Annotated in this window: 22 protein-coding genes; 12 read left to right on the forward strand and 10 right to left on the reverse strand. The window is 65.5% G+C overall.

Translation table 11 applies throughout. The features are described 5' to 3' along the window. Window position 1: 1 nt before the first annotated feature. On the forward strand, window positions 2-640 hold the full coding sequence (locus Herbaro_RS00830) for a peroxiredoxin (RefSeq protein ID WP_275011952.1): 639 nt from the start codon (window positions 2-4) through the stop codon (window positions 638-640). A 78-nt stretch (window positions 641-718) separates the two neighbouring features. Here Herbaro_RS00830 and Herbaro_RS00835 read toward each other — a convergent pair whose 3' ends face one another. Next, window positions 719-1,660 (reverse strand): LysR substrate-binding domain-containing protein, encoded by a 942-nt coding sequence (locus Herbaro_RS00835; protein WP_275011953.1) that lies wholly within the window; start codon window positions 1,658-1,660, stop codon window positions 719-721. Between the two features lie 205 nt (window positions 1,661-1,865). Between Herbaro_RS00835 and Herbaro_RS00840 the strand changes: the two genes are divergently transcribed. The 3 genes from Herbaro_RS00840 (at window position 1,866) to Herbaro_RS00850 (ending at window position 6,114) form a co-directional block, all read left to right on the forward strand. Continuing rightward, the gene (locus Herbaro_RS00840; RefSeq protein WP_275011954.1) at window positions 1,866-3,005 is read left to right on the forward strand and encodes a 4-hydroxybutyrate dehydrogenase; all 1,140 of its coding nucleotides are present in this window, start codon (window positions 1,866-1,868) and stop codon (window positions 3,003-3,005) included. A 138-nt stretch (window positions 3,006-3,143) separates the two neighbouring features. Further along, window positions 3,144-4,733 carry an aldehyde dehydrogenase (NADP(+)) gene (locus Herbaro_RS00845; protein WP_275011955.1) on the forward strand — a complete coding sequence of 530 codons (1,590 nt, stop codon included), beginning with the start codon at window positions 3,144-3,146 and terminating at the stop codon, window positions 4,731-4,733. A gap of 163 nt (window positions 4,734-4,896) precedes the next feature. Continuing rightward, the gene (locus Herbaro_RS00850; protein ID WP_275011956.1) at window positions 4,897-6,114 is read left to right on the forward strand and encodes an ABC transporter substrate-binding protein; all 1,218 of its coding nucleotides are present in this window, start codon (window positions 4,897-4,899) and stop codon (window positions 6,112-6,114) included. A gap of 341 nt (window positions 6,115-6,455) precedes the next feature. Here Herbaro_RS00850 and Herbaro_RS00855 read toward each other — a convergent pair whose 3' ends face one another. From Herbaro_RS00855 to yihA, 4 genes are all read right to left on the reverse strand, one after another. After that, window positions 6,456-6,917 (reverse strand): carboxymuconolactone decarboxylase family protein, encoded by a 462-nt coding sequence (locus Herbaro_RS00855; RefSeq protein ID WP_275011957.1) that lies wholly within the window; start codon window positions 6,915-6,917, stop codon window positions 6,456-6,458. A gap of 117 nt (window positions 6,918-7,034) precedes the next feature. Continuing rightward, window positions 7,035-8,027, reverse strand: a complete 993-nt coding sequence (gene sigJ, locus Herbaro_RS00860) for an RNA polymerase sigma factor SigJ (protein WP_275011958.1) — start codon at window positions 8,025-8,027, stop codon at window positions 7,035-7,037. 16 nt (window positions 8,028-8,043) lie between these two features. Next, window positions 8,044-9,069, reverse strand: a complete 1,026-nt coding sequence (gene hemB / locus Herbaro_RS00865; RefSeq protein WP_275011959.1) for a porphobilinogen synthase — start codon at window positions 9,067-9,069, stop codon at window positions 8,044-8,046. A 296-nt stretch (window positions 9,070-9,365) separates the two neighbouring features. Continuing rightward, window positions 9,366-10,103 (reverse strand): ribosome biogenesis GTP-binding protein YihA/YsxC, encoded by a 738-nt coding sequence (yihA, locus tag Herbaro_RS00870; protein ID WP_275011960.1) that lies wholly within the window; start codon window positions 10,101-10,103, stop codon window positions 9,366-9,368. Between the two features lie 204 nt (window positions 10,104-10,307). Between yihA and Herbaro_RS00875 the strand changes: the two genes are divergently transcribed. The 6 genes from Herbaro_RS00875 to Herbaro_RS00900 all read left to right on the forward strand — a co-directional run bounded on the left by Herbaro_RS00875 (window position 10,308) and on the right by Herbaro_RS00900 (window position 16,861). Then, window positions 10,308-10,970: a c-type cytochrome gene (locus Herbaro_RS00875; RefSeq protein ID WP_275011961.1), complete on the forward strand. Its 663-nt coding sequence runs from the start codon at window positions 10,308-10,310 to the stop codon at window positions 10,968-10,970. A gap of 379 nt (window positions 10,971-11,349) precedes the next feature. Continuing rightward, complete coding sequence (locus tag Herbaro_RS00880) at window positions 11,350-13,503, forward strand: cytochrome c biogenesis protein ResB (protein ID WP_275011962.1); 2,154 nt, start codon at window positions 11,350-11,352, stop codon at window positions 13,501-13,503. Between the two features lie 148 nt (window positions 13,504-13,651). Continuing rightward, window positions 13,652-14,806, forward strand: coding sequence for a c-type cytochrome biogenesis protein CcsB (gene ccsB / locus Herbaro_RS00885; RefSeq protein WP_275011963.1), 1,155 nt, complete (start codon window positions 13,652-13,654; stop codon window positions 14,804-14,806). 57 nt (window positions 14,807-14,863) lie between these two features. After that, window positions 14,864-15,511, forward strand: coding sequence for an HAD family hydrolase (locus Herbaro_RS00890; RefSeq protein ID WP_275011964.1), 648 nt, complete (start codon window positions 14,864-14,866; stop codon window positions 15,509-15,511). A gap of 84 nt (window positions 15,512-15,595) precedes the next feature. Continuing rightward, a complete protein-coding gene (locus tag Herbaro_RS00895) occupies window positions 15,596-16,186 on the forward strand; it encodes a GNAT family N-acetyltransferase (RefSeq protein ID WP_275011965.1) in 591 nt (196 codons plus the stop codon). Window positions 16,187-16,609: 423 nt separating this feature from the next. After that, a complete protein-coding gene (locus tag Herbaro_RS00900) occupies window positions 16,610-16,861 on the forward strand; it encodes a hypothetical protein (protein ID WP_275011966.1) in 252 nt (83 codons plus the stop codon). A gap of 88 nt (window positions 16,862-16,949) precedes the next feature. Here Herbaro_RS00900 and Herbaro_RS00905 read toward each other — a convergent pair whose 3' ends face one another. The 5 genes from Herbaro_RS00905 to Herbaro_RS00925 all read right to left on the reverse strand — a co-directional run bounded on the left by Herbaro_RS00905 (window position 16,950) and on the right by Herbaro_RS00925 (window position 19,787). Next, window positions 16,950-17,954 (reverse strand): NAD(P)H-dependent glycerol-3-phosphate dehydrogenase, encoded by a 1,005-nt coding sequence (locus Herbaro_RS00905; RefSeq protein WP_275011967.1) that lies wholly within the window; start codon window positions 17,952-17,954, stop codon window positions 16,950-16,952. Between the two features lie 45 nt (window positions 17,955-17,999). After that, on the reverse strand, window positions 18,000-18,449 hold the full coding sequence (locus Herbaro_RS00910) for an SH3 domain-containing protein (RefSeq protein ID WP_275011968.1): 450 nt from the start codon (window positions 18,447-18,449) through the stop codon (window positions 18,000-18,002). A 122-nt stretch (window positions 18,450-18,571) separates the two neighbouring features. After that, complete coding sequence (gene secB / locus Herbaro_RS00915; protein ID WP_275011969.1) at window positions 18,572-19,066, reverse strand: protein-export chaperone SecB; 495 nt, start codon at window positions 19,064-19,066, stop codon at window positions 18,572-18,574. Window positions 19,067-19,113: 47 nt separating this feature from the next. Further along, a complete protein-coding gene (gene grxC / locus Herbaro_RS00920) occupies window positions 19,114-19,374 on the reverse strand; it encodes a glutaredoxin 3 (protein WP_275011970.1) in 261 nt (86 codons plus the stop codon). Beyond that, the gene (locus Herbaro_RS00925; protein WP_275011971.1) at window positions 19,374-19,787 is read right to left on the reverse strand and encodes a rhodanese-like domain-containing protein; all 414 of its coding nucleotides are present in this window, start codon (window positions 19,785-19,787) and stop codon (window positions 19,374-19,376) included. The genes grxC and Herbaro_RS00925 overlap by 1 nt, the downstream gene beginning before the upstream one ends. A 167-nt stretch (window positions 19,788-19,954) precedes the next feature. Here Herbaro_RS00925 and gpmA point away from each other — a divergent pair, with 167 nt between their 5' ends. Continuing rightward, window positions 19,955-20,701 (forward strand): 2,3-diphosphoglycerate-dependent phosphoglycerate mutase, encoded by a 747-nt coding sequence (gpmA, locus tag Herbaro_RS00930; protein ID WP_275011972.1) that lies wholly within the window; start codon window positions 19,955-19,957, stop codon window positions 20,699-20,701. 128 nt (window positions 20,702-20,829) lie between these two features. Further along, window positions 20,830-22,224, forward strand: coding sequence for a murein hydrolase activator EnvC family protein (locus Herbaro_RS00935; RefSeq protein ID WP_275011973.1), 1,395 nt, complete (start codon window positions 20,830-20,832; stop codon window positions 22,222-22,224). Window positions 22,225-22,226: the final 2 nt, after the last annotated feature.

The following is a 22,226-nucleotide window of genomic DNA, read 5'->3' on the forward strand; positions in this document are numbered from 1 at the left end:
CATGACGCTGCGCCTGGGCGATACCGCACCTGATTTCGAACAAGAATCCTCCATCGGCAAGATCAAATTCCACGACTGGGCGGGGGACTCCTGGATCGTGCTGTTCTCGCATCCGGCCGACTTCACGCCGGTCTGCACCACCGAGCTGGGCCTGACGGCCAAGCTCAAGCCTGAATTCGACAAGCGCAACGTCAAGGCCATCGCCCTGTCGGTGGACGGCGCCGAAGCCCACCAGCAATGGATCAAGGACATCGAGGACACCCAGCAGACCGTGGTCGGCTTCCCCATCGTGGCCGACGTCGACAAGAAGGTCGCCGGCCTGTACGACATGATCCACCCGAACCAGTCCGAGACCGCCACGGTGCGCTCGCTGTTCGTGATCGACCCCAAGAAGAAGGTGCGCCTGATCATCACCTACCCGATGAGCACCGGCCGCAACTTCGATGAAGTGCTGCGCGTGCTGGACGCCCTGCAGCTGACCGACGGCTACACCGTGGCCACGCCGGGCAACTGGAAGGACGGCGACGACGTGATCATTCCGCTGTCGGTCAAGGACGAGGAAGTGATCAAGCAGAAGTACCCGAAGGGCTACAAGTCCCCGCGTCCTTACCTGCGCATCACTCCGCAGCCGAACAAGTAAGACCGGGCCGCGGCAAGCATTGCGGCAGCAAAGAAAGCGCTCCTCCGGGGGCGCTTTTTGTTTGCCCGATGCAATGCTTCACTGCGGCGCCGCCGCCTGCGCGAAATCTTCGATGAACAGGCGCGCCACCGGCGAGATCTGGGTGCCGTGGCGCGTCACCAACTGGTAGGGTTCGCTGCGCGTGTGCAACTGCAGCGGCAGGATGCGGGTCATGCCGAAGCGGGTGCAGAACTGCGCCACGTCCACCGACAACAGGGCCACGAAATGCGGATTCTTCTGCAGCAGCGAGAGCGTGGTGAAGGCCGAGGTGGTTTCCATCAAGTGCAGCGGGAAGCGCAGGTCGGCGTTGTGGAATTCGCGCTCCAGCGAGACCCGCATCGGCATGTTGGCCGAATACACCACCCAGCGCGAATCGGCCAGGTCCGACAGCTGCAGCTCCTGCGCATGGGCCAGCGGGTGGTTCACGCTGGCCACCACCGCCAGCTCCTCGTCGTGGATGTTGAAGGCGTCGTACAGGTGCGGGCGCTGGCTGATGCTGGTGCGGCAGATCGCCATGTCCAGCCGGCCCTGGTCCAGCAGGCGCAGCAGGCGCGCGCTGGTGTCCTCGACGATTTCCACCGACAAGGTGGGCCGTTTCTCCAGTAGCCGCGTCAAGGCGTCGGTCAGCAGCGGCACCGCGCCCATGATGGTGCCCACCGCCAGCCGGCCGCCGTTGCCTTGCATGATCGACAGCATTTCCTCGCGCAGGTGGGTGAGGTCGGTCTGGATCAGGCGCGCGTAGCGGATCACGCAATGGCCGAGGTCGGTCGGCTCCAGCCCGCGGTTGGTGCGGGTAAAGAGCTGCGCGCCCAGGGTGCTTTCGATCTCCTGCAGCGCCTTGCTGGCGCCGGGCTGGGTCAGCGCCACCTGTTCTGCGGCCTTGAGCAGGGAGCCGTGGTCGGACAGCGCAATGAGCAGGCGCAGCTGCCTCAGGTGCAACCTGGAGGTGATCGAGGCGAGCGAGGGCAGGGTGGCTTGCATGGCGGCTCCGGCGTGGAAAAGCCTTAAGTATGAACGTTGGTTATACCCATATCAACAGCTCTCATTAGGCAAGGCGTTCGCATTGGCTTACAGTCTGGCTTTCCAAACCACGGCCGCAAGCGGAAACCCGGTTCGCCGACGAATTCCCGCCGGGCAGGATGCCCAAGCGACCGATGGCCAGGCATCTATAAATCAAGGCTATGTGATGGCACTCATCAATTACATTACCCAAGTCCAGTTCGACTACGGCGCATTGTCGTTGCTGCAGCAGGAATGCGAGCGCATCGGCATCAAGAAGCCGCTGGTGGTCACCGACATGGGCATCCGCAACGCCGGCATCCTCGACAAGGTGCTGGGCCAGCTGAAGGATGGCGCCGCCGTGCCCGTCTACGACCAGACTCCGCCGAACCCCAATGAAAACGCCGTGCGCGGCGCCGTGGCGATGTTCCGCGAAGCGGGTTGCGACGGCATCGTCGCCGTCGGCGGCGGTTCCTCGATCGACCTGGCCAAGGGCGTGGCGGTGTGCGGCACGCACGAGGGCCCGCTGAAGTCCTTCGCGCTGATCGAAGGCGGCCTGTCCAACATCACCGCCAAGACCGCGCCGGTGATCGCCATCCCGACCACCGCCGGCACCGGCAGCGAAGTCGGCCGCGGCGCCATCCTGATCCTGGACGACGGCCGCAAGGTCGGCGTGCTGTCGCCCTTCATCGTGCCCAAGGTCGCCATCTGCGACCCGGAGCTGACGCTCGGCCTGCCGCCGCTGATGACCGCCGCCACCGGCATGGACGCCATCGCCCACTGCCTGGAAACCTTCATGGCGCCCTCGTTCAATCCGCCCGCCGACGGCATCGCGCTGGACGGCCTGTGGCGCGCCTGGGGCCATATCGAACGCGCCACCAAGGAGCCCGGCGACCGCGAGGCGCGCCTGAACATGATGAGCGCGTCGATGCAGGGCGCGCTGGCGTTCCAGAAGGGCCTGGGTTGCGTGCACAGCCTGTCGCACTCGCTGGGCGGCATCAATCCCAAGCTGCACCACGGCACCCTCAACGCCATTTTCCTGCCGGCCATCATCGCGTTCAACGAGAGCGCCGAGACCATGGTCAAGGACAGCAAGATGGCGCGCATGGCGCACGCCATGGGCTTGAAGGACGGCGCCGAGATCGGGCCGGCGATCAAGGCCATGAGCCGCCGCCTGGGCCTGCCTGCCGGCCTGGCCGAGCTGGGCGTGACGACCGACATGTTCCCCAAGATCATCAAGGGCGCATTGGCCGACCACAGCCACAAGACCAATCCGCGCGTGGCTTCCGAGCAGGACTACGAACAGATGCTGCAGCAGTCCATGTGATGGCAGACAATGCAGGCGTGCGCGTTGCCGCGCACGCAAGAGCCTGAGCGACATAACCGGCCGTTCCCGCCCCGCGGGCGCGGCCATTCGCGCGTGACCCGAAACGGGCGGCGCCAACGAACACAGCAGGAGAACACCGTGAGCTTCAAGATCCTCGGACACAACTACATCGGCGGCCAACGCAGCGGCGAAGGCGACGTCCAACTGCACAGCGTGGACGCCGCCACCGGCGCGCTGTTTGAAACGCCGTTCCTGACCGCGACCGACAAGGAAGTCGCCGCCGCCGTGCACGCCGCCGAAAAGGCCTATCCGGCTTACCGCGCGACCACCTCGGAACAGCGCGCCGCCTTCCTGGAAGCAGTTGCCGACGAGATCGACGCCCTCGGCGACGACTTCATCGCGCAAGTCGCGCGCGAGACCGCGCTGCCCGCCGCGCCGCGCCTGACCGGCGAGCGCGCCCGCACCAGCGGCCAGATGCGCCTGTTCGCCAAGGTCCTGCGCCGCGGCGACTTCTACGGTGCGCGCATCGACACCGCGCTGCCCGAGCGCAAGCCGCTGCCGCGTCCGGACGTGCGCCAGTACAAGATCGGCGTGGGTCCCGTGGCCGTGTTCGGCGCCAGCAACTTCCCGCTGGCCTTCTCGGTGGCCGGCGGCGACACCGCCGCTGCGCTGGCGGCCGGCTGCCCGGTGGTGTTCAAGGCCCACACCGGTCACCTGGTGACGTCCGAACTGGTAGCCGATGCCATCGAACGCGCGGTCAAGAAGACCGGCATGCCGGCCGGCACCTTCAACATGGTCTACGGCGACCGCGTCGGCGCCCAGCTGGTCAAGAGCGCCGGCATCCAGGCGGTCGGCTTCACCGGCTCGCTGCGCGGCGGCCGCGCGCTGTGCGACATGGCGGCCGCGCGCCCGCAGCCGATCCCGGTGTTTGCCGAGATGTCCAGCATCAACCCCATCATCCTGATGCCCGAAGCGCTGAAGGTGCGCGGCGAGGCCATCGCCAAGGACCTGGCCGGTTCGGTCACGGTCGGCGTGGGTCAGCTGTGCACCAGCCCCGGCCTCTTGATGGGCGTGAAGTCGCCCGAGCTGACCGCCTTCATCGAGAAGCTGTCGGCCGCGTTCGGCGGCGCCAACCCCGCCACCATGCTCAACAGCGGCGGCCTGTCGCACTACAACAGCGGGGTGGCGCGCCTGACCCAGTTGCCTGGCGTGAAGGTCATCTCCACCGGCGGCAGCAGCTACACCCAGGCCGTGCCGCACCTGTTCCAGGCCGACGCCTCGCTGCTGTTCTCCAAGGAAGCGCCGCTGGAAGAAGAAGTGTTCGGCCCCTCGACCGTGATCGTCGAGCTGGAAAGCCGCGAGCAGCTGCTGGACTTCGCCGCCAACATGCACGGCCAGCTGACGGCCACGCTGCAAGCCGAGATCGGCGACCTGCAAGGCAATGAAGACCTGATCGCGATCCTGGAGCAGAAGGCCGGCCGCCTGCTGCTGAACGGCTACCCGACCGGCGTCGAAGTGTGCGACGCGATGGTTCACGGCGGCCCGTACCCGGCCACCTCCGACGCGCGCGGCACCTCGGTGGGCACGCTGGCCATCGAGCGCTTCCTGCGTCCGGTGTGCTACCAGAACTACCCGGACAGCATGCTGCCGGCGCCGCTGAAGAACGCCAATCCGCTGGGCCTCTTGCGCCTGGTCGATGGCGAGCAGACGCGCGCCGTGGTCGGCTGATCCATCGCAACACCGGGCATGCGCCGCGCGGCGCATGCCCGCAACGCCGCATTACCGCATGACTTCCCGGCACTCGACTGCCGGGTCGCAACAAGAACACCACAAGAAATCGAAACGGGCCGCAGGCAGGCTGCCGCGGCTTCCATCTACAGGAGGAGAACCCTTGAAGAACATCATCAAACGCGCGGCCTCGTCGGTCGCCGTATGCGCAGCGCTGGCCGCCCTGGGCGCCTCGCCGCTGGCCCACGCCGCAGGCGACACCATCAAGATCGGCTTCATCACCGACCTCTCCGGCACCTATGCCGACATGGACGGCCAGGGCGGCATCGAAGCCATCAAGATGGCCATTGCGGACGCCGGCGGCACCATCAACGGCAAGAAGGTCGAGTTCGTCTTCGCCGACCACCAGAACAAGGCCGACATCGCCGCCAACAAGGCGCGTGAATGGTTCGACCGCGACGGCGTCGACATGCTCGTCGGCGGCGTCAACTCGGCGGCCAGCCTGGCCATGGGCAAGGTCGCCGGCGAAAAGAAGAAGGTCTTCATCTCGGTCGGCGCGGGCACCACGCGCCAGACCAATGAGGAATGCAACGCCTACACCATCCAGTACGCCTACGACACCACGGCATTGGCGCGCGGCACGGGCGCGGCCATCACCAAGCAGGGCGGCAAGTCGTGGTACTTCGTGACGGCCGACTATGCCTTCGGCACGTCGCTGGAGAAGGACACCAGCGACGTCGTGAAGGCCGGCGGCGGCACCGTCGTGGGCCAGGTGCGCGCACCGCTGGCGACCTCGGACTTCTCGTCCTTCCTGCTGCAGGCGCAATCTTCCAAGGCGCAGATCCTGGGCCTGGCGGTGGCGGGCGGCGACGTGATCAACGCCATCAAGGCGGCCAATGAATTCGGCGTGAACAAGACGATGAAGCTGGCCGGCCTCCTGATCTTCATCACCGACACGCATTCGCTGGGCCTGCAGGTCACCCAGGGCATGTACCTCACCGACGGCTGGTACTGGGACATGAACGACCAGACCCGCGCCTGGGGCAACCGCTACTTCGGCAAGATGAAGAAGATGCCGACCATGTTCCAGGCCGGCGACGCCTCGGCCGTGGGCCAGTACCTGAAGGCGGTCAAGGCGGTCGGCAGCACCGACGCCGACAAGGTCATGGACTACCTGCGCAAGAACAAGATCAGCGACTTCTTCACCCCCAACGGCGTGGTCCGTCCGGACGGCCGCATGGTGCACGACATGTACCTGATGGAAGTGAAGAAGCCGTCCGAGTCCAAGCGTCCGTGGGACTACTACAAGCTGGTGCAGACCATCCCCGGCGACCAGGCCTACATGACCAAGGCCGAGTCCAAATGCGCGCTGTGGAAATAATGGCCGCGTGAAACGACAAGACGGGCGGCGCCACTGCCGCCGCCCGCAAGATTTTGAGCACCAAGTCTGATGTGGATCGGACCATGTTCAGCGCATCCCGGGTAACCGGGGTGCGTTTTTTTTCGGCTTTTCAATGTCTGCAACCGGTACGTTGCCGTGCAAAAGACTTTGCGGCCTTTTCCGCCGTTCGACGACAAGTCAACGACACTGGATCCCGGCCTGCGCCGGGACGACAAGGAAGAGAAATTCGCACCGCAATCGGTTCGAGTTCCTGCCTGTCGTCCTGACGAAAGTCAGGACCCAGTGTCGTTCGTCGCGCCCTGCTCAGGCCGAGGCGACGCTCAGGCGCGGCGCTGCACCTGCGGGCGCATCGATACGCCCAGGCGGTTCCAGGCGTTGATGATGGCGACCGCGAAGGTGACGTTGGCGATTTCGGATTCGCTGAAGTGCTGCTTCATGAGCGCGAAGGCGGCATCTTCCTTTTCGCCGTCGGGGTTCTTCAGGTCGGTGAAACGCTCGGCCCAGTTCAGGGCGGCGCGTTCCTGTTCAGTGAAGAAGGGGATCTCGCGCCAGGCGGCCAGGGTGTTGAGGCGCTGCTGGTCTTCACCGGCCTTGAGCAGGTCGTGCGAGTGCATGTCGGCGCAGAAGGCGCAGCCGTTGATCTGCGAGACGCGCAGGAAGATCAGTTCCAGCAGCTTGGGGTCGACGCCGCTCTGGTGCACGGCCTCGCTGGCCTTGAGCAGGGCGTTGAAGGCGGGAGCGGCGAGCTTGGCGTGGGGCAGGCGTTGCTTGAAGTCGGACATGGCAATATCTCCTATCGGATTGAGGGTGACGCCGACGCAAATCGCCGGGGTTCATCCATAAGACGGAGGGCCATGCCCGCGTGTGACAGTTTTTGTGAAAAAAAACGGAAAAAAATTTTAGGGGGCCAGGGTCTGGCGCGCGATCGCCGCCAGCTTGTCGGGATTGCGCACGACGTAGATCTCGGCAATGAGGCCGTTCTCGGTTTCCAGCACCTGGGCCGACTCCAGCTTGTCATCCACATAACGCAGCAGGCCCGGGCTGCCGTTGATCCAGGCGGCGCGGTAGGCGATGCGTTCGCCGAAGCGGCGGATGTTGGCGTAATACAGCCATGAGATGCGCTGGCCGGAGAACAGCGGATGCGGGAAGGACGCGACCTTGTCGCCGCCGTCGCCGATCAGGCGGGCGTCCTCGGCCAGCAGGCCCAGCATGGCCTCGCGCTCGCCGCTTTGCACCGCCTGCATGAACTTCTGCAGCAGCGTGGTGTGGGCTTCGCGCGAGACCGGGCTGGATGCCGTGCGCAAGGGTTTGCGCGGCGCCGGGCTGCGCTTGTCGGACCGGTCGGCTTCTTCCAGGCTGGCCAGCCGTTCGCGCGCGCGATGCACCAGCTGGCGACAGCTCGCTTCGTTCTTTTGCAGGATGGCGGCGATGTCGGGATAGTCATTGTCGAACACTTCGCGCAGCAGGAAGGCGGCGCGCTCCTCCGGTTTCAGGCGTTCGAGCAGCAGCAGGTAGGCGAAGGAAAGGTCGCTGTGCTGTTCCAGCAGGGTTTCGGGCGAGGGCGCCAGCATGGCGTGGCCGAACAGGTCGATCTCCGGGCCGGCCTCGGCCAGGTCCACCAGCGGTTCCGGCAGCCAGTGGCCGACATAGGACAGGCGCTCCTGCTGCGCCTGGCGCAGGCGGTCGATGCACAGGCGCGTGACCACGGTGACCAGCCAGGCCTCGGCCGAATCCAGCGCCTGCGCATCCCGGCCATGCCAGCGCAGCCAGGCGTCCTGCAGCACATCCTCGGCGTCGCTGCGCGAGCCGAGCATGCGGTAGGCCACGCCGAACAGGCGCGGCCGGTGGCGCGTGAAGGCGTCGGTGTCGTCGGCTTTGGCGCTGGCGCTCATGGCTGGCCGCAGGGGCTTACGCCTGCTTGAGCTTGCGCGCAATGTCCAGCGCGAAGTAGGTCAGCACACCGTCGGCGCCGGCGCGCTTGAAGGCCATCATGGCCTCCATCATGGTCTTGTCGTGGTCCAGCCAGCCGTTCTGGGCGGCCGCCTTGATCATCGCGTACTCGCCGCTGACCTGATAGGCGAAGGTCGGCACCCGGAACTCGTCCTTCACGCGGCGCACGATGTCGAGGTACGGCATGCCGGGCTTGACCATCACCATGTCGGCGCCTTCCTGCAAATCGAGCGCGACCTCGCGCAGCGCCTCGTCGCTGTTGGCCGGATCCATCTGGTAGGTGGCCTTGCTGCCCTTGCCCAGGTTGGCGGCCGAGCCCACCGCGTCGCGGAAGGGGCCGTAGAAGGCCGAGGCGTACTTGGCCGAGTAGGCCATGATGCGGGTGTAGATGTGGCCCTTGGATTCCAGCATGGCGCGGATGGCGGCGATGCGGCCGTCCATCATGTCCGAGGGCGCGACCACGTCGACGCCGGCGTCGGCCTGGGTCTGCGCCTGGCGTACCAGCAGCTCGATGGTCTCGTCGTTGAGGATGTAGCCGGTGTCGTCCAGCACGCCGTCCTGGCCGTGGCTGGTGTAGGGGTCGAGCGCAACGTCGCACAGCACGCCCAGTTCGGGGAAGCGTTGCTTCAAGGCATGCACGACGCGCGGGATCAGGCCGTCCGGGTTGGTGGCTTCGATGCCGTCGGGCGTCTTCAGCGCCGGGTCGATCACCGGGAACAGCGCCAGCACCGGCACGCCCAGCTTGACGCATTCCTCGGCCACCGGCAGCAGGGTATCGAGCGACAGGCGCTCCACGCCCGGCAGCGAAGGCACGGGCGTGCGCAGCTTCTGGCCTTCCTGGACGAAGACCGGGTAGATCAGGTCGGCGGCGGTGATGACGTTTTCGGCCATCAGGGCGCGCGAGAACGCGTCGCGGCGCATGCGGCGCATGCGGATGGCGGGATAGGCGGCGGAGGATTGGGGGCGTGAATCGGAAACTGGCATGTGGCTCTCTCAGTTCAAAGTGGCGCTGACGAGCATTGTCTTGAAATGACTTTGAAGAAAATGTCGTCGATTTCTGAAGTATTCAGTGTTGTCGGGCAGGTTCTGCCATTTTACGCAGGGGGAAGTTTATCTTGCGTTTGGGCACGTCGTTGCCTCCCGCTTCCCCTTCCCTCCCTGAGCGGGGCCGATCGCGGTAGCGAAAGGCGTTCTGCCCCGGAGATTGTTCCCCTTTCTCCGGGGCTTTTTTTCGGGTCTTCCTTTTTACCTCTTTCCGCCGCGGTGCGCCTTGCGCACGGTCATGGCGCTTCGTCGTTCAGCGGTTCCTCGCCGGGCGCTTCTTCGCCTTGCCCTCCGGTCTGCGCCTCGGGCTCATCCAGCAAGCCCGCCATTTCCAGGATACGGTCGTTGGCCTCGTCCAGCCCGGTGCGCTTGAGCGCGGAGAACAGCTGGGCGGTGAACGGGAAGGGCTCGCCGTTGGCGTCGACGTAGCTGGACAGGTAAGTGCGCGCCTGGCGCAGGGCGTTGGTGGCGTCGTTGCGGTTGAGCTTGTCGGCCTTGCTCAGGATGCAATGGATCGGTTTGCCGGTAGGGGCGAACCACTCGATCATCTGGATATCCAGGTCGGTGAAGGGGCGGCGCGAGTCGACGATCAGCACCAGCGCCGCCAGCTGCGGGCGATGGCGCACGTAGTCGCCCAGCAACGCCTGCCAGTGGTGCTTGGCCGAGCCGGAGACTTCGGCGTAGCCGTAGCCCGGGAGGTCGACGATCATGGCGCGGATGTCGTCCGGACGCGCCTCGTCGTTGCGGTGCTGGCCCACGTGGGCGCCGCCGATCGAGAAATAATTGATGTGCTGGGTGCGGCCCGGCGTCTTCGAGGCGAAGGCCAGGCGCTTCTGGTTGCACAGCACATTGATGGCGGTGGACTTGCCTGCGTTGGAGCGGCCGGCGAAGGCGATCTCAGGCACGGTAGTCTTGGGCAGGTCCCGCAGGTGATTGACGGTGGTGAAAAAGCGGGCTTGCCAAAGTTGCGACATGGTGGGGGGAAATCCGAAAGAGGGGGCTAGTAACGCGGAGAAGCTATTGTACAATGGCCCGATACCCATTGCCGTGTTGACGCCAAGCAATCAAAAAATATGGCGGCCATTGGAGACAGGTCAAAAGACCGGCATTTGGTATGGGGGCAGCCAGCCGCCAAACGGGCAAAATCTTCCAATTCACAATAAGTATTAGGGTGACGAATGAACCGTGCCTTTTCCCCGCTTTTGCATACCGTGTTTGTTGCATTGCTGGCAGTATCCTCGCTGGCCCATGCAGCCGAAGAGAAAAAAGCAGTAGCCAAGGCCGATCCGGCCAAGGGTGAAACCCTCTACACCAACGGCGACAACGCCCGCAACATCGTGGCCTGCGTGTCTTGCCACGGCGCCGCCGGCAACTCGACCATTACCCAGAATCCCAGGCTGGCCGGGCAGCACGAGGCCTACATCGCCAAGCAATTGATGAACTTCCGCGCGCCGGAACGCAACAATCCGGTGATGTCGCCGCTGGCCAAGGCCTTGTCGGACGATGACATCCGCAACGTCGCGGCCTACCTCTCGGCCCAGGCGCCCAAGCCGGGCGCGGCCAAGAACAAGGAAACCATCGACCTGGGCAAGCAGATCTGGCGCGGCGGCATCGCGGCCAAGAGCGTGCCGGCCTGTGCCGGCTGCCACAGCCCCAACGGCGCCGGCATCCCGGCCCAGTACCCGCGACTGGCCGGCCAGCACCAGGACTACACGGTGGCCCAGCTGACCAACTTCCGCGGCGGCGCCCGCAGCAACAGCCCGCAGATGACGGCCATCGCCGAGCGCCTGTCGGACAAGGAAATCAAGGCGGTGGCGGACTACATCGCCGGCCTGAAGTAAGGACCCGCAGGGATCCGGGAAGAGAGGCGGCCGTGGTGCCGCCTCTTTTTTTGTCCGCATCTTGCCGGGCGCCGGCCTTTTCGGCGGCTTCCTTGATGCAGGTCCTGGCGCGCCGCCGCGGCTCGCATCACCATCATGGCCACGCGCGCAACGGGCGCCGTTCGCAGCCGGATCACCGGGACGGGTCGGGCTGGGAAGATTCGCGTTTTTTCGCGGCACAGACGCAGAAGATAAGCGTTCGCGCATACCGCGGCTATGGCGCCGCGTATCACGGACTTTCGCCGGGGACGGTAAAATCCCGGGTTGACCATGCTTTGCCGTTCGGCAAGGCGAACCCCATGTAAGCGGATCCGCGCGCCGGATCCGGTAAGGCAGGAATATGACGACGGGCAGCAGTACCCAAGGGATTCAGATCAGGACCAGGCAGCGCTGGGTCGGCGACGCGGTGGAGCTGGTGTCATCGATGCGCTTTGCGATCAGCCTGCTGACGCTGATCGCCATCGCCTCCGTCATCGGCACCGTGATGAAGCAGAACGAGCCGATGCCCAACTACGTCAACCAGTTCGGTCCGTTCTGGTTCGAGGTGTTCAACAAGCTGGGGCTGTACGCAGTGTATTCGGCCTGGTGGTTCCTGCTGATCATGGGCTTCCTGGTGCTGTCGACCTCGCTGTGCATTGCGCGCAACGCGCCCAAGATGCTGCGCGACGTCAAGAGCTGGCGCGACAACGTGCGCGAGCAGTCGCTGCGCAACTTCCACCACAAGGTCGAATGGCGCCTCGCCGGCGCGCCGGCGCAGGTCGCGCCGCTGTTGGCCCGGCAGGTGGCCGCGCGCGGCTACAAGGTCAAGCTGGTGGAGAAAGACGGCGGCACGCTGCTGGCGGCCAAGCAGGGCGCGGCCAACAAGTGGGGCTACATCTTCGCGCACGCGGCCATCGTCATCATCTGCCTGGGCGGCCTGCTCGACTCCGACCTGCCGATCCGCTTCCAGCAATGGTTCTACGGCAAGGAGGCGTTCGCCGGCAACGGCATCATCTCGCAGATCCCGGAGCGCTATCGCCTGGGCATCGGCAATCCGACCTTCCGCGGCAATACGATGATCCCCGAGGGCGCCACCAGCAGCACCGCCATCATCCCGCAAAAGGACGGCGTGATGATCCAGGACCTGCCGTTCTCGATCCACCTCAAGCGCTTCATCATCGACTTCTACTCGACCGGCATGCCCAAGCTGTTCGCCAGCGAAGTGGTGGTGCGCGACCATGAGACCGGGCAGGAAACCGCGGCTACCATCAAGGTCAACGAGCCGCTGATCTACAAGAACGTGGCGATCTACCAGTCCAGTTTCGAGGACGGCGGCAGCAAGCTCAAGCTGGTCGGCTATGCGATGCGCGGCGGCGCCGACAGCCGCTTCGACCTCGCCGGCGAAGTCAGCGGCAGCACTGCGCTGCCGCAGGGCATGGGCGACTACACGGTGGAGTGGACGGGCTTTCGTCCCTTCAACGTCGAGAACATGAACACCGCCGGCAATGGCGCCGGCGCGGCCACGGCCTCGGGCGACGCGCGCGCGGTCAACGTCGGCAAGAGCGTCAATCGCGGCTTCATGGGCGACCTCGACAAGCACCTCGGTTCCAGCGCCAAGAGCGTCAACACCAAGGACTTCAAGAACGTCGGCCCGAGCCTGCAGTACAAGCTGCGCGACAAGACCGGCCAGGCGCGCGAATACTTCAACTACATGCAGTCGCTGCAGATCGACGGCGCCTATGTGTTCCTGGCCGGCATGCGCGAGCAGCCCGACCAGCCGTTCCGCTACCTGCGCATCCCCGCCGACGACAACGACAGCGTAGCCGAATGGATGCGCCTGCGCGCAGCCTTGTCCAATCCCGCCTTGCGCGAAGAGGCGGCGCGCCGCTACGCGCAGCAGGCCATCGCCGGCGGCCGCGAAGCGCCGGCCGCGCTGCGCGAGCAACTGCAGCAATCGGCGCTGCGCGGTCTGAGCATCTTCGCCGGCGACGGCAAGGTCACCGGCTTCATCGCGGTGACGCGCTTCCTGGAAAAGCTGCCTGCAGCCGAGCAGGAGAAGGCGGCCGACATCTTCATGAAGATCCTCAACGGCAGCATGTGGGAGCTGTGGCAGGCCGCGCGCGTCAAGGACGGGCTGGAGCCGGTCAAGAGCGACGAGGCGCACGGCAAGTACCTGCAGCTGGCGATCAATGCGTTGGCCGACGCCGCCTTCTACCCGGCGCCGGTGTTCCTGCAGCTCTCGAGCTTCCAGGAGATCAAGGCCTCGGTGCTGCAGGTGACGCGTTCGCCGGGCAAGAAGGTGGTCTACCTGGGGTGCCTGTTCCTGGTGCTGGGCGTGTTCTCGATGCTGTACATCCGCGAGCGTCGTTTGTGGATCTGGATCAAGGACGGCGACAATGACGGCCGCAGCCATGCGCTCATGGCAATGAGCACCCAGCGCAAGACGCTGGACTTCGACAAGGAATTCGAGCAGATGAAGACGCGCTTGACCGGTACTTCCGGCAGCGCTTCCTGAGGGACGGAACAAGCCGGCGGCGCAGCGCATGCAGCCGGCAGTCGCATATGACGCAGACCGTGCCGCCGGCGTATGGCGGTTATCATCCTGTGGAGATGCATGCCGGCGGCGTCGCCGGCGTGGCAGCAGGAGTGCAGTGGAGAATGGAATGGAACTGACAGAAGCAACCCAAGGTTATGCCCAGGAGCCAGGCTTCTTTCGCCGCTTGAGCGTGGTGGACTGGATTTACGCTGCCGCCCTGGTGGCCGGCTCGCTGTACGCGTTCGCGCGTTTCGGCGGCTTCATGGATTATTACGAGAAGGCGGTGCTGCTGCTGGCTGCGCCCACCTTCGCCTGGCTGGGCTGGCACTGGAAGCCGGCGCGCCTGCTGATGGCGCTGATCGCGATCTGCTCGCTGGGCGCCATCGCCATGTACGGCGGCGCGCTGGAGATGGCCGACAAGAAATTCTTCCTCAAGTACATGCTCTCCAGCCAGTCGGCGATCCTGTGGATGAGCGCATTGTTCTTCCTCTCCACGCTGTTCTACTGGGGCGGCCTGGCCACCCGCGCCGGCACCGGCACCGCGATCGGTTCGCGCCTGTGCTGGGCGGCGGTGCTGCTGGGCTTCACCGGCATGATGGTGCGCTGGTACGAGTCCTACCTGATCGGCGCCGATGTCGGTCACATCCCCATTTCCAACCTGTACGAAGTCTTCGTGCTGTTCTGCATGATCACCGCGCTGTTCTACCTGTACTACGAAGAGCGCTACGCCACGCGCCAGCTGGGCGCCTTCGTGCTGACGGTGATCTCGGCGGCGGTCGGCTTCCTGATGTGGTACACCGTTTCGCGGGATGCGGCCGAGATCCAGCCGCTGGTGCCCGCGCTGCAGAGCTGGTGGATGAAGATCCACGTGCCGGCCAACTTCATCGGCTACGGCACCTTCGCGCTGGCGGCCATGGTCGCGGTCGCCTACCTGCTCAAGGACCGGGGCTACCTGGCCGACCGCCTGCCTTCGCTGGAGGTGCTGGACGACCTGATGTACAAGGCCATCGCCGTGGGCTTCGCCTTCTTCACCATCGCCACCATCCTCGGCGCGCTGTGGGCGGCCGAGGCCTGGGGCGGCTACTGGTCGTGGGATCCCAAGGAAACCTGGGCGCTGATCGTCTGGCTCAACTACGCCGCCTGGCTGCACATGCGCCTGATGAAGGGCCTGCGCGGGCAAGTCGCGGCATGGTGGGCGCTGGTGGGCCTGCTGGTGACCACCTTCGCCTTCCTGGGCGTGAACATGTTCCTCTCCGGGCTGCATTCCTACGGCGAACTTTGACTCCGTTTGCGCGCTCCCTGCGGAGTGCGGCAAACATACGCTGATAAAGGAAGCGCAATGAAAGACTCCGGCAACGCCATCGATCTGGTCATCTTCGATTGCGACGGCACCCTGGTCGACAGCGAAGTGGTGGCGGCCCAGGCCTGGTCCGAGCACGTCGCCCGCTACGGCGTCGACCTCACCGCCCAGCAGGCGCTGGCGCAGTTTCGCGGCGTGAGCATGACGCTGTGCCTGGCCCGCATCGAGGAGCTGCACGGCAAGCCCCTGCCCGCGAGCTTCGAGCAGGAGCTGCGCGCGCTCATGGGCGAGATGCTGGAGCAGCGCCTGCAGCCCATCGCCGGCGCCCTCGAGATGGTGCAGGCGCTGGCCGTTCCCTATGCGCTGGCCTCCAACGCGCCGCATCACAAGATCGAACTCTGCCTGCGCGTGACCGGCCTGTTGCCGTATTTCGCCGGTCGCATCTACAGCGCCTACGACGTGCAGCGCTGGAAGCCGGATCCGGCGTTGTTCCTGTTCGCCGCGCAAAGCCTGGGCGTGGATCCGGCGCGTTGCGCGGTGGTCGAGGACAGCCTGCCCGGCGTGCAGGCGGGCCTGGCCGCCGGCATGAAGGTGATCGCACTGCAGGAACATGGCGTGCATGCCGGCATGCCCGAAGGCGTATCCGTCATCACCCGCCTGGCCGAGCTGCATCCCCATCTGGCGTGAGCGGCATCGGAGCGCGCCGAATTTAGGTAAGATCGACAGCAGGCGAGCAACGCCACCGCACCTATCCACGCCAAGCAAGCGAGCATGAACCGCCACATCGACCGCGACCGGCAAATCATTTACTGCGACCGCAACTATGAAGTGCGTCCGCTGGGTTTGCGCGAAGCGCCGGCGCTGTACGACGCCGTGCGCCAGTCGGTGCCGGCCATCAGCGAATGGGAGGCGTGGTGCACGCGCGACTATGCGCTGGCCGACGCCAAGCTGTTCCTGCAGCGCAGTATCGAGCAGTGGAACGTTCGCGCGGCCTACGACTTCAACGTCATCGAACGCTCATCGGGCCTGGTGGTCGGCTCGGTGGCGATTAACCAGGTCAGCCAGCTGAACCAGCTGGCCAACCTCGGCTACTGGGTGCGCGAGGGGCACACCGGGCGCGGCATCGCGGTGCTGGCCGCGCGCGCGGCGGCGGCCTTCGCCTTCGCCAAGACCGGCCTGACCCGGCTGGAGATCGTGGCCCAGGCCGGCAACCTGCGCAGCCAGCGGGTGGCGGAAAAGGCCGGGGCCACGCTGGAATGCCTGGCGCGCAACCGGCTGGTTTTCCATGGCGAGCCGCGCGACGCCAAGGTGTTCTCGCTGGTGCCCTCCGACCTGGGAATATCGGTGCCGGCGGCGGCCTGACATTTCGTTAAAAATCTTTCAAAGAAGAAAACTTTCGCATCCTGCGTCGTTTTTTTGCGCCGTTCCGGCGGCGACGATACGTTTGGCAACAATTGTTTCGTTTTTATTTTGTTCCGAAAAAGTGCACAAACCGTCGTTTGCTGACAGCCTTGTCAGCCAGTATGGGCGCGGGTTTGCGTCATTTTTGCGCAGCAGCGTAGAAATGTTGCCCTAAAATAAATCGAAATTGGCTGACAAAATACTGACTTTTCGCGTATTCCAAATCGCCGCTGGAGCGTTACATAGTTAAAGCGCCCGTTAAGGTCGCCTGTGTATCTGGAGCAGTTGCCCGGGATCAAGCGTGTTGTGCCCGGACGCTGCCGGTTCTCCGAAAAACTCAGGAACGGAGAATTTTGAGCGTCAAGCGACGTAAGAGGAAATGCGATGCAAGCTATTCAACGCAACAAGACCGCCAATAATAATCACGCCGGCCGCGCCGCCCAACAATACGTCATGGGCGGCGAAGCACGCGCTTCGCGCCTGGCCAAGCGCCTCAAGGGCGCCGAAACCGCGCCCCAGGACGACTGCGCTCCACGTTACGACAAGATCTCCAAGCAGATGGACGACATCGTGGAAGGCGGTTCGCCGCAGCGCTTCAAACGTCCCAAGATGGAAAGCGACATCATTGCTCGCTGAAACAACAATGCCGCCGCATCCCGCGAGGGAGGCGGCGGCATTCTTTTGAACGGCGCAGGCCGCATGCGCGGCGCAGCGCCCGGATCGTTCAGATCGTCTCTTCGCGGGCATCCCGCGACAGCAGGCGCGACACCATCTCCTTTACCGATACCCCATCGAACAAGGCCGCGGCCACCGCATCGGTGATCGGCATGTCGATCGCCTGTTCCCGTGCCAGTTCGCGCACCGCCTTGGCGCAGCGCACTCCTTCGGCCACATGGCCCAGTTCGGCCACGATATCCTCAAGCTTCTTGTCTTGCGCCAGGCCCAGGCCCACGCGCCGGTTGCGCGACAGGTCGCCGGTGCAGGTCAGGATGAGGTCGCCCACGCCCGACAGTCCCATGAAGGTCTCAGGCCGGCCGCCCAGCGCCACGCCCAGCCGGGTGATCTCGGCCAGGCCGCGGGTGATCAGCGCGGCGCGCGCATTGAGGCCCAATTGCAGGCCGTCGGCCACGCCGGTGGCAATGGCCAGGATGTTCTTGACCGCGCCGCCGATTTCCACGCCGATCAGGTCGTCGCTGGAATAGATGCGGATGTTGTTGCCGTGGACCGCCTGCACCACGCGCGCGCACAGCGTGGCGTCGGCGCCGGCGATGGTCAGCGCGCAGGGCAGGCCGCGCGCGACTTCCTGGGCGAACGAGGGGCCCGACAGCGCGCCGGCGGGGACGTCGGCCCCCAGCACCTCTTGCACCACCTGGTGCGGCAGCAGTCGAGAGCCTTCTTCCAGGCCCTTGCACAGCCACACCAGATTGGGAATGGGATACGCGCGCAGCTGGCCGGCCAGTTCGCGCAGGCCCGCCACCGAGGAGGCGGCAATCAGCAGCGAATCGTCGGGCGCGTCGCAGACGTGGCGCACTGCCGCCCCGAAATCGGCGGTGACCGCCAGTTCGTCCGGCAGCGGGAAGCCCGGCAGGTAAAGCGCGTTCTCGCGCAGCCGGGCAGCCTGTTCCATGGCCTGGGCATTGCGCCCCCACAGAACGACCTCGTGCTTGCGCGCCAGCGGGATGGCCAGGGCGGTGCCCCATGCTCCGGCGCCCAGGATGGTGATTTTCATTGGATGGCGTCGATCGCGGTAGTGATGCTTGCAGGAAGGGGCGGCTCAGTCGCCCCAGACGTCGCCGACCTTGGCGTAGCCGGTCTGGCCGTCACGGTGGCGAACCTTGACCCAGCCGTTGTTGGGGCTCTCCAGCATTTCCAGCAGCACGTTCTTGTCGGCGGTAAACACCACCGGGCCGCTCTCGTCGGCGGCGTTGAAAATGCGGGCGTTGGCGGCCGACACCACCAGCATGCGCTTGGGCGTGAGCGCCTTGGACTGCATCCAGGACAGCGTGCCGGCGGCGTCGCGCACCTTGCTCCATTCGCCGTAGGTCAGCACCACTTCCACCGGCATGCCGCGCGGGGCGACGTAGACGCGGCGGCCCTTCTCGGACGGGGCGTCGTACATGATGACCGGCGCGGCGCCGACTGATTTGAAATCGAGCGCGAGAGCGTCCTTGGCCATGACGGCGCCGAACAGGGTTGCGGAAAGGATCAGGGGCAGGCGTTTCATCGTTGAAGTCTCCGCGGGAGGGGAAGCGCCGCGGCCCGCAGAGGGGGGCGCGGCGGCAGGTCGGTGCGCCGGGCGCGGGCTCCGGATGTGGCCCGGCTGCCCGGCCGGCGGGCAAGCTGCGATCAGTTGACCGCGGTCGAGCCGTTGTTGACCAGGGTCGCGCCTTGCTGCTCGGCCAGCGCCTGCAGGCGCTGCTGGTAGAACACTTCGAAGTTGATCTCGGCCAGGTGCACCGGCGGGAAACCGGCGCGGGTGATGGCGTCGGCGATGTTGGCGCGCAGGTACGGGTAGATGATGTTGGGGCAGCCGATGCCCAACAGCGGATCCAGCTGTTCGGCCGGCACGTTGCGGATCTCGAAGATGCCGGCTTGCTTGCCCTCGACCAGGAAGGCGGTCTTGTCCTTGACCTTGGCGGTCACGGTGATGGTCACGGTCGACTCGAACACGCCATCGGCCAGCGCCTCGGCGCCGACGTCCACGGACACCTCGATCGACGGCGCTTCCTGCTCCAGGAAGATGCCCGGCGAGTTCGGCTGTTCCAGCGACAGGTCCTTCAGGTAGACGCGCTGGATCTGGAAAACGGGTTGCTGCTCAGCTTGTTGGTTCTGTTCCGACATGGATTTCTTTCAGGTTCGGTGAATCGTTTAAAGGTGTGTGCCGCGCTTTACGCTTGCAGCAGCGGGTCCAGCTTGCCGGCGCGGTCCAGTGCGCTCAGATCGTCGAAACCGCCGACATGGGTGTCGCCGATGTAGATCTGGGGCACGGTGCGGCGGCCGGTCTGTTGCATCATCAGCTCGCGCTGCTGAGGTTCGAGGTCGACGCGGATCTTTTCGATCTGCGTCACGCCCTTGTTGGCGAGCAGGCGCTCGGCCATCATGCAATAGGGGCACACGGCGGTGCAGTACATTTTGACCGCGGCGCTCATTATTTCGCGTCCTTGGTGGTCAGCGGCAGACCCTGGCCGCTCCAGGCGGCGATGCCGCCGCTCAAGCCGTAGACCTCGGTGAAGCCGGCCCTCTTCAGGGTGGCTTCGGCGCGATTGGCCTGGGTGCCGTTCTGGCACACCACGATCACCGGGCGGCCCTTCAACTTGTCGAGCTCGGAAATGCGCTGCGGCAACTCCTTCAACGGGATGTTGCGGGCGTCGCGCAGATGCCCGGCGGCGAATTGCTCGGTGTCGCGCACGTCCAGCACCAGGGTCTTGCCCTGGTTGAGCATTTGCGTGGCCTGCAGCAGGGTCAGCTTGCTGCCGCGCTGCTGGATGTAAGGAACCAGCAGGGCGCCGCCCGAGACCAAGGCCAAAGCGATCAGGAAAATATTATCGATGATGAATTTCACGGCTATCCAATGAGTTTACTGAATCCCGGCATTATAAAATAGAAGCATTCGCGGTTTGCATGCCGTTCGTATTATCGCAGCCGCGCGCCTGCAAAGGCCCGGAAGCCGCAGCGGCCACGCGCTTGCGCCATCCCGTACAGTTTATCCATCATCAGAAAAGTCCCACTATGTACAAGATCGTATTCATGCGCCACGGCGAATCGACCTGGAACCTGGCCAACCGCTTCACCGGCTGGGTCGACGTCGACCTGACCGAAAAGGGCGTGGCCGAGGCGCGCCAAGCCGGCAAGCTGCTCAAGGAAGCCGGTTTCTCCTTCGACCTGGCCTACACCTCGGTGCTCAAGCGCGCCATCCGCACCCTGTGGACCACGCTCGACGAGATGGACCAGATGTACGTCCCGGTGAAGAACGACTGGCGCCTGAACGAGCGCCACTACGGCGCGCTGCAAGGCCTGAACAAGGCCGAGACCGCCGCCCAGTACGGCGACGAGCAGGTGCTGGTCTGGCGCCGCAGCTACGACACCCCGCCCAATCCGCTGACGCCCGGCGACGAGCGCGACGCCTTCGGCGACGCCCGTTACGCCGGCCTGTCGCGCCAGCAGGTGCCGCTGACCGAATGCCTGAAGGACACCGTGGCCCGCGTGCTGCCGGCCTGGAACGACTCCATCGCCCCGGCCATCCGCGCCGGCCGCCAGATCATCGTGTCCGCCCACGGCAACAGCCTGCGCGCCCTGATCAAGTACCTGGACGGCATCAGCGACAACGACATCGTCGGCCTGAACATCCCCAACGGCCAGCCGCTGGTGTATGAGCTGGACGCCGACCTCAAGCCGATCAAGAGCTACTACCTGGGCGACCAGTCCGCCATCGAAGCGGCGCTCAAGGCGGTGGCCAATCAAGGGAAGTCGAAATAAAACTGCGTTTCTTCCGCGCGGCGCCGCTCGCGCAGGCTTCGTCTCCAGGCGAATGCGAATCGCTGACGCGCTCCGGATCTTCCGGCGCGCGCGGCGGGCGCGTTCGCCTGTCCGCGTCGGTGCGCCGGATGGGCGCCGCCGCGTTGCTGCTGGCGGCCGCCGCCGGCGCATGGCCGCCCTCCGCGCAGGCCCAGGCCATCACCGAGCGCGCCAGGCAGAAGCAGGCCGCCGAGAAGGAGCGGGCCGACCTGCAGCAGCGCCTCTCCAGCCTCAAGCGCGACATCGACCAGACCGAGACCGCCAAGGACAACGCCGCCGACGCGCTGGCCGTCTCCGAGCAGGCCATCTCCAAGGCCAACCGCTCGCTGCGCGACCTGACCCAGGAGCAGCTGGAAACCGAGCAGCGCCTGGCGCAGCTGGTCAGGCAGCTCAATGAGTTGACGGCGCTGGTCAATGCCCAGCAGGCGCAGCTCTCCAAGCTGATGCGCGAGCAGTACGTGGCCGGCAACGAGGACCGCATCAAGCTGCTGCTCTCGGGCGACAACCCCAATCGCATCAACCGCGAGCTGCAGTACATGGGCTACGTCTCGCAGGCCCAGGCCAGGCTGATCGAGACCCTGCGCGCCAACCAGCAGGCGATCCGCGCCAACAAGGCCGATACCCAGAACGCCAAGTACGAGCTGGAAGAGATCGCCCAGGAAGAAATCGAGCAGAAGAAGGTGCTGGAGAAGGAAAAGGCGCGCCGCTCCACGCTGCTGTCGCAGTTGTCCACCAAGCTGACCGCGCAGCGCCGCGAGGTCGGCCGCATCGAGCAGGACCAGCAGCGCCTGTCGGCCCTGGTGGACAAGCTGGCGCAGATCATCGAACAGCAGAAAAAGGCCGAAGCCGAGGCGCGCGAGAAGCGGCGCCAGGAACAATTGGCCAAAGCCCGTGCCGAACGCGAGAAGCGTTTGGCCGAACAGCGCGCACGCGCGGCGGCGCGCGCCGCCGAAGCGGCCAAGGCCGGCAAGCCCGTGCCCAAGCAGCCCGATCCGGCCGACGCCATCGACGACGACGAACCGCCGCAGGCCGCCTCGCTGGGCCGCAACGACGTCTTGCCCGAGCCGCAGGCCGACAACTTCGGCAAGCCCTTCGCCAGCCTGCGCGGCCAGCTGCGCCTGCCGGTCAAGGGCGACCTGACCTCCAGGTTCGGCAGCCGCCACGGCGACGGGCCGACCTCGCGCGGCTTCTTCATCCGCGCCGCGGAAGGCGCGGAAGTGCGCGCCGTGGCGGCCGGACGGGTGGTGTTCGCCGATTGGCTGCGCGGATTCGGCAACCTGATCATCGTCGATCACGGCAGCCAGTACATGACGATCTACGGCAACAACCAGTCGGTGCTCAAACGCGCCGGCGATGTGGTCAAGGCAGGGGAGGCCATCGCCACCGCTGGCAACAGCGGCGGCAACGAGCAATCGGGTTTATACTTTGAAATGCGGCATCAGGGCCGCGCATTCGACCCACAAGGGTGGGTAACTACTAGGTGACA

This window comes from Herbaspirillum sp. WKF16, assembly GCF_028993615.1.
In the GTDB taxonomy this organism is placed as follows: Bacteria; Pseudomonadota; Gammaproteobacteria; order Burkholderiales; family Burkholderiaceae_D; genus Herbaspirillum.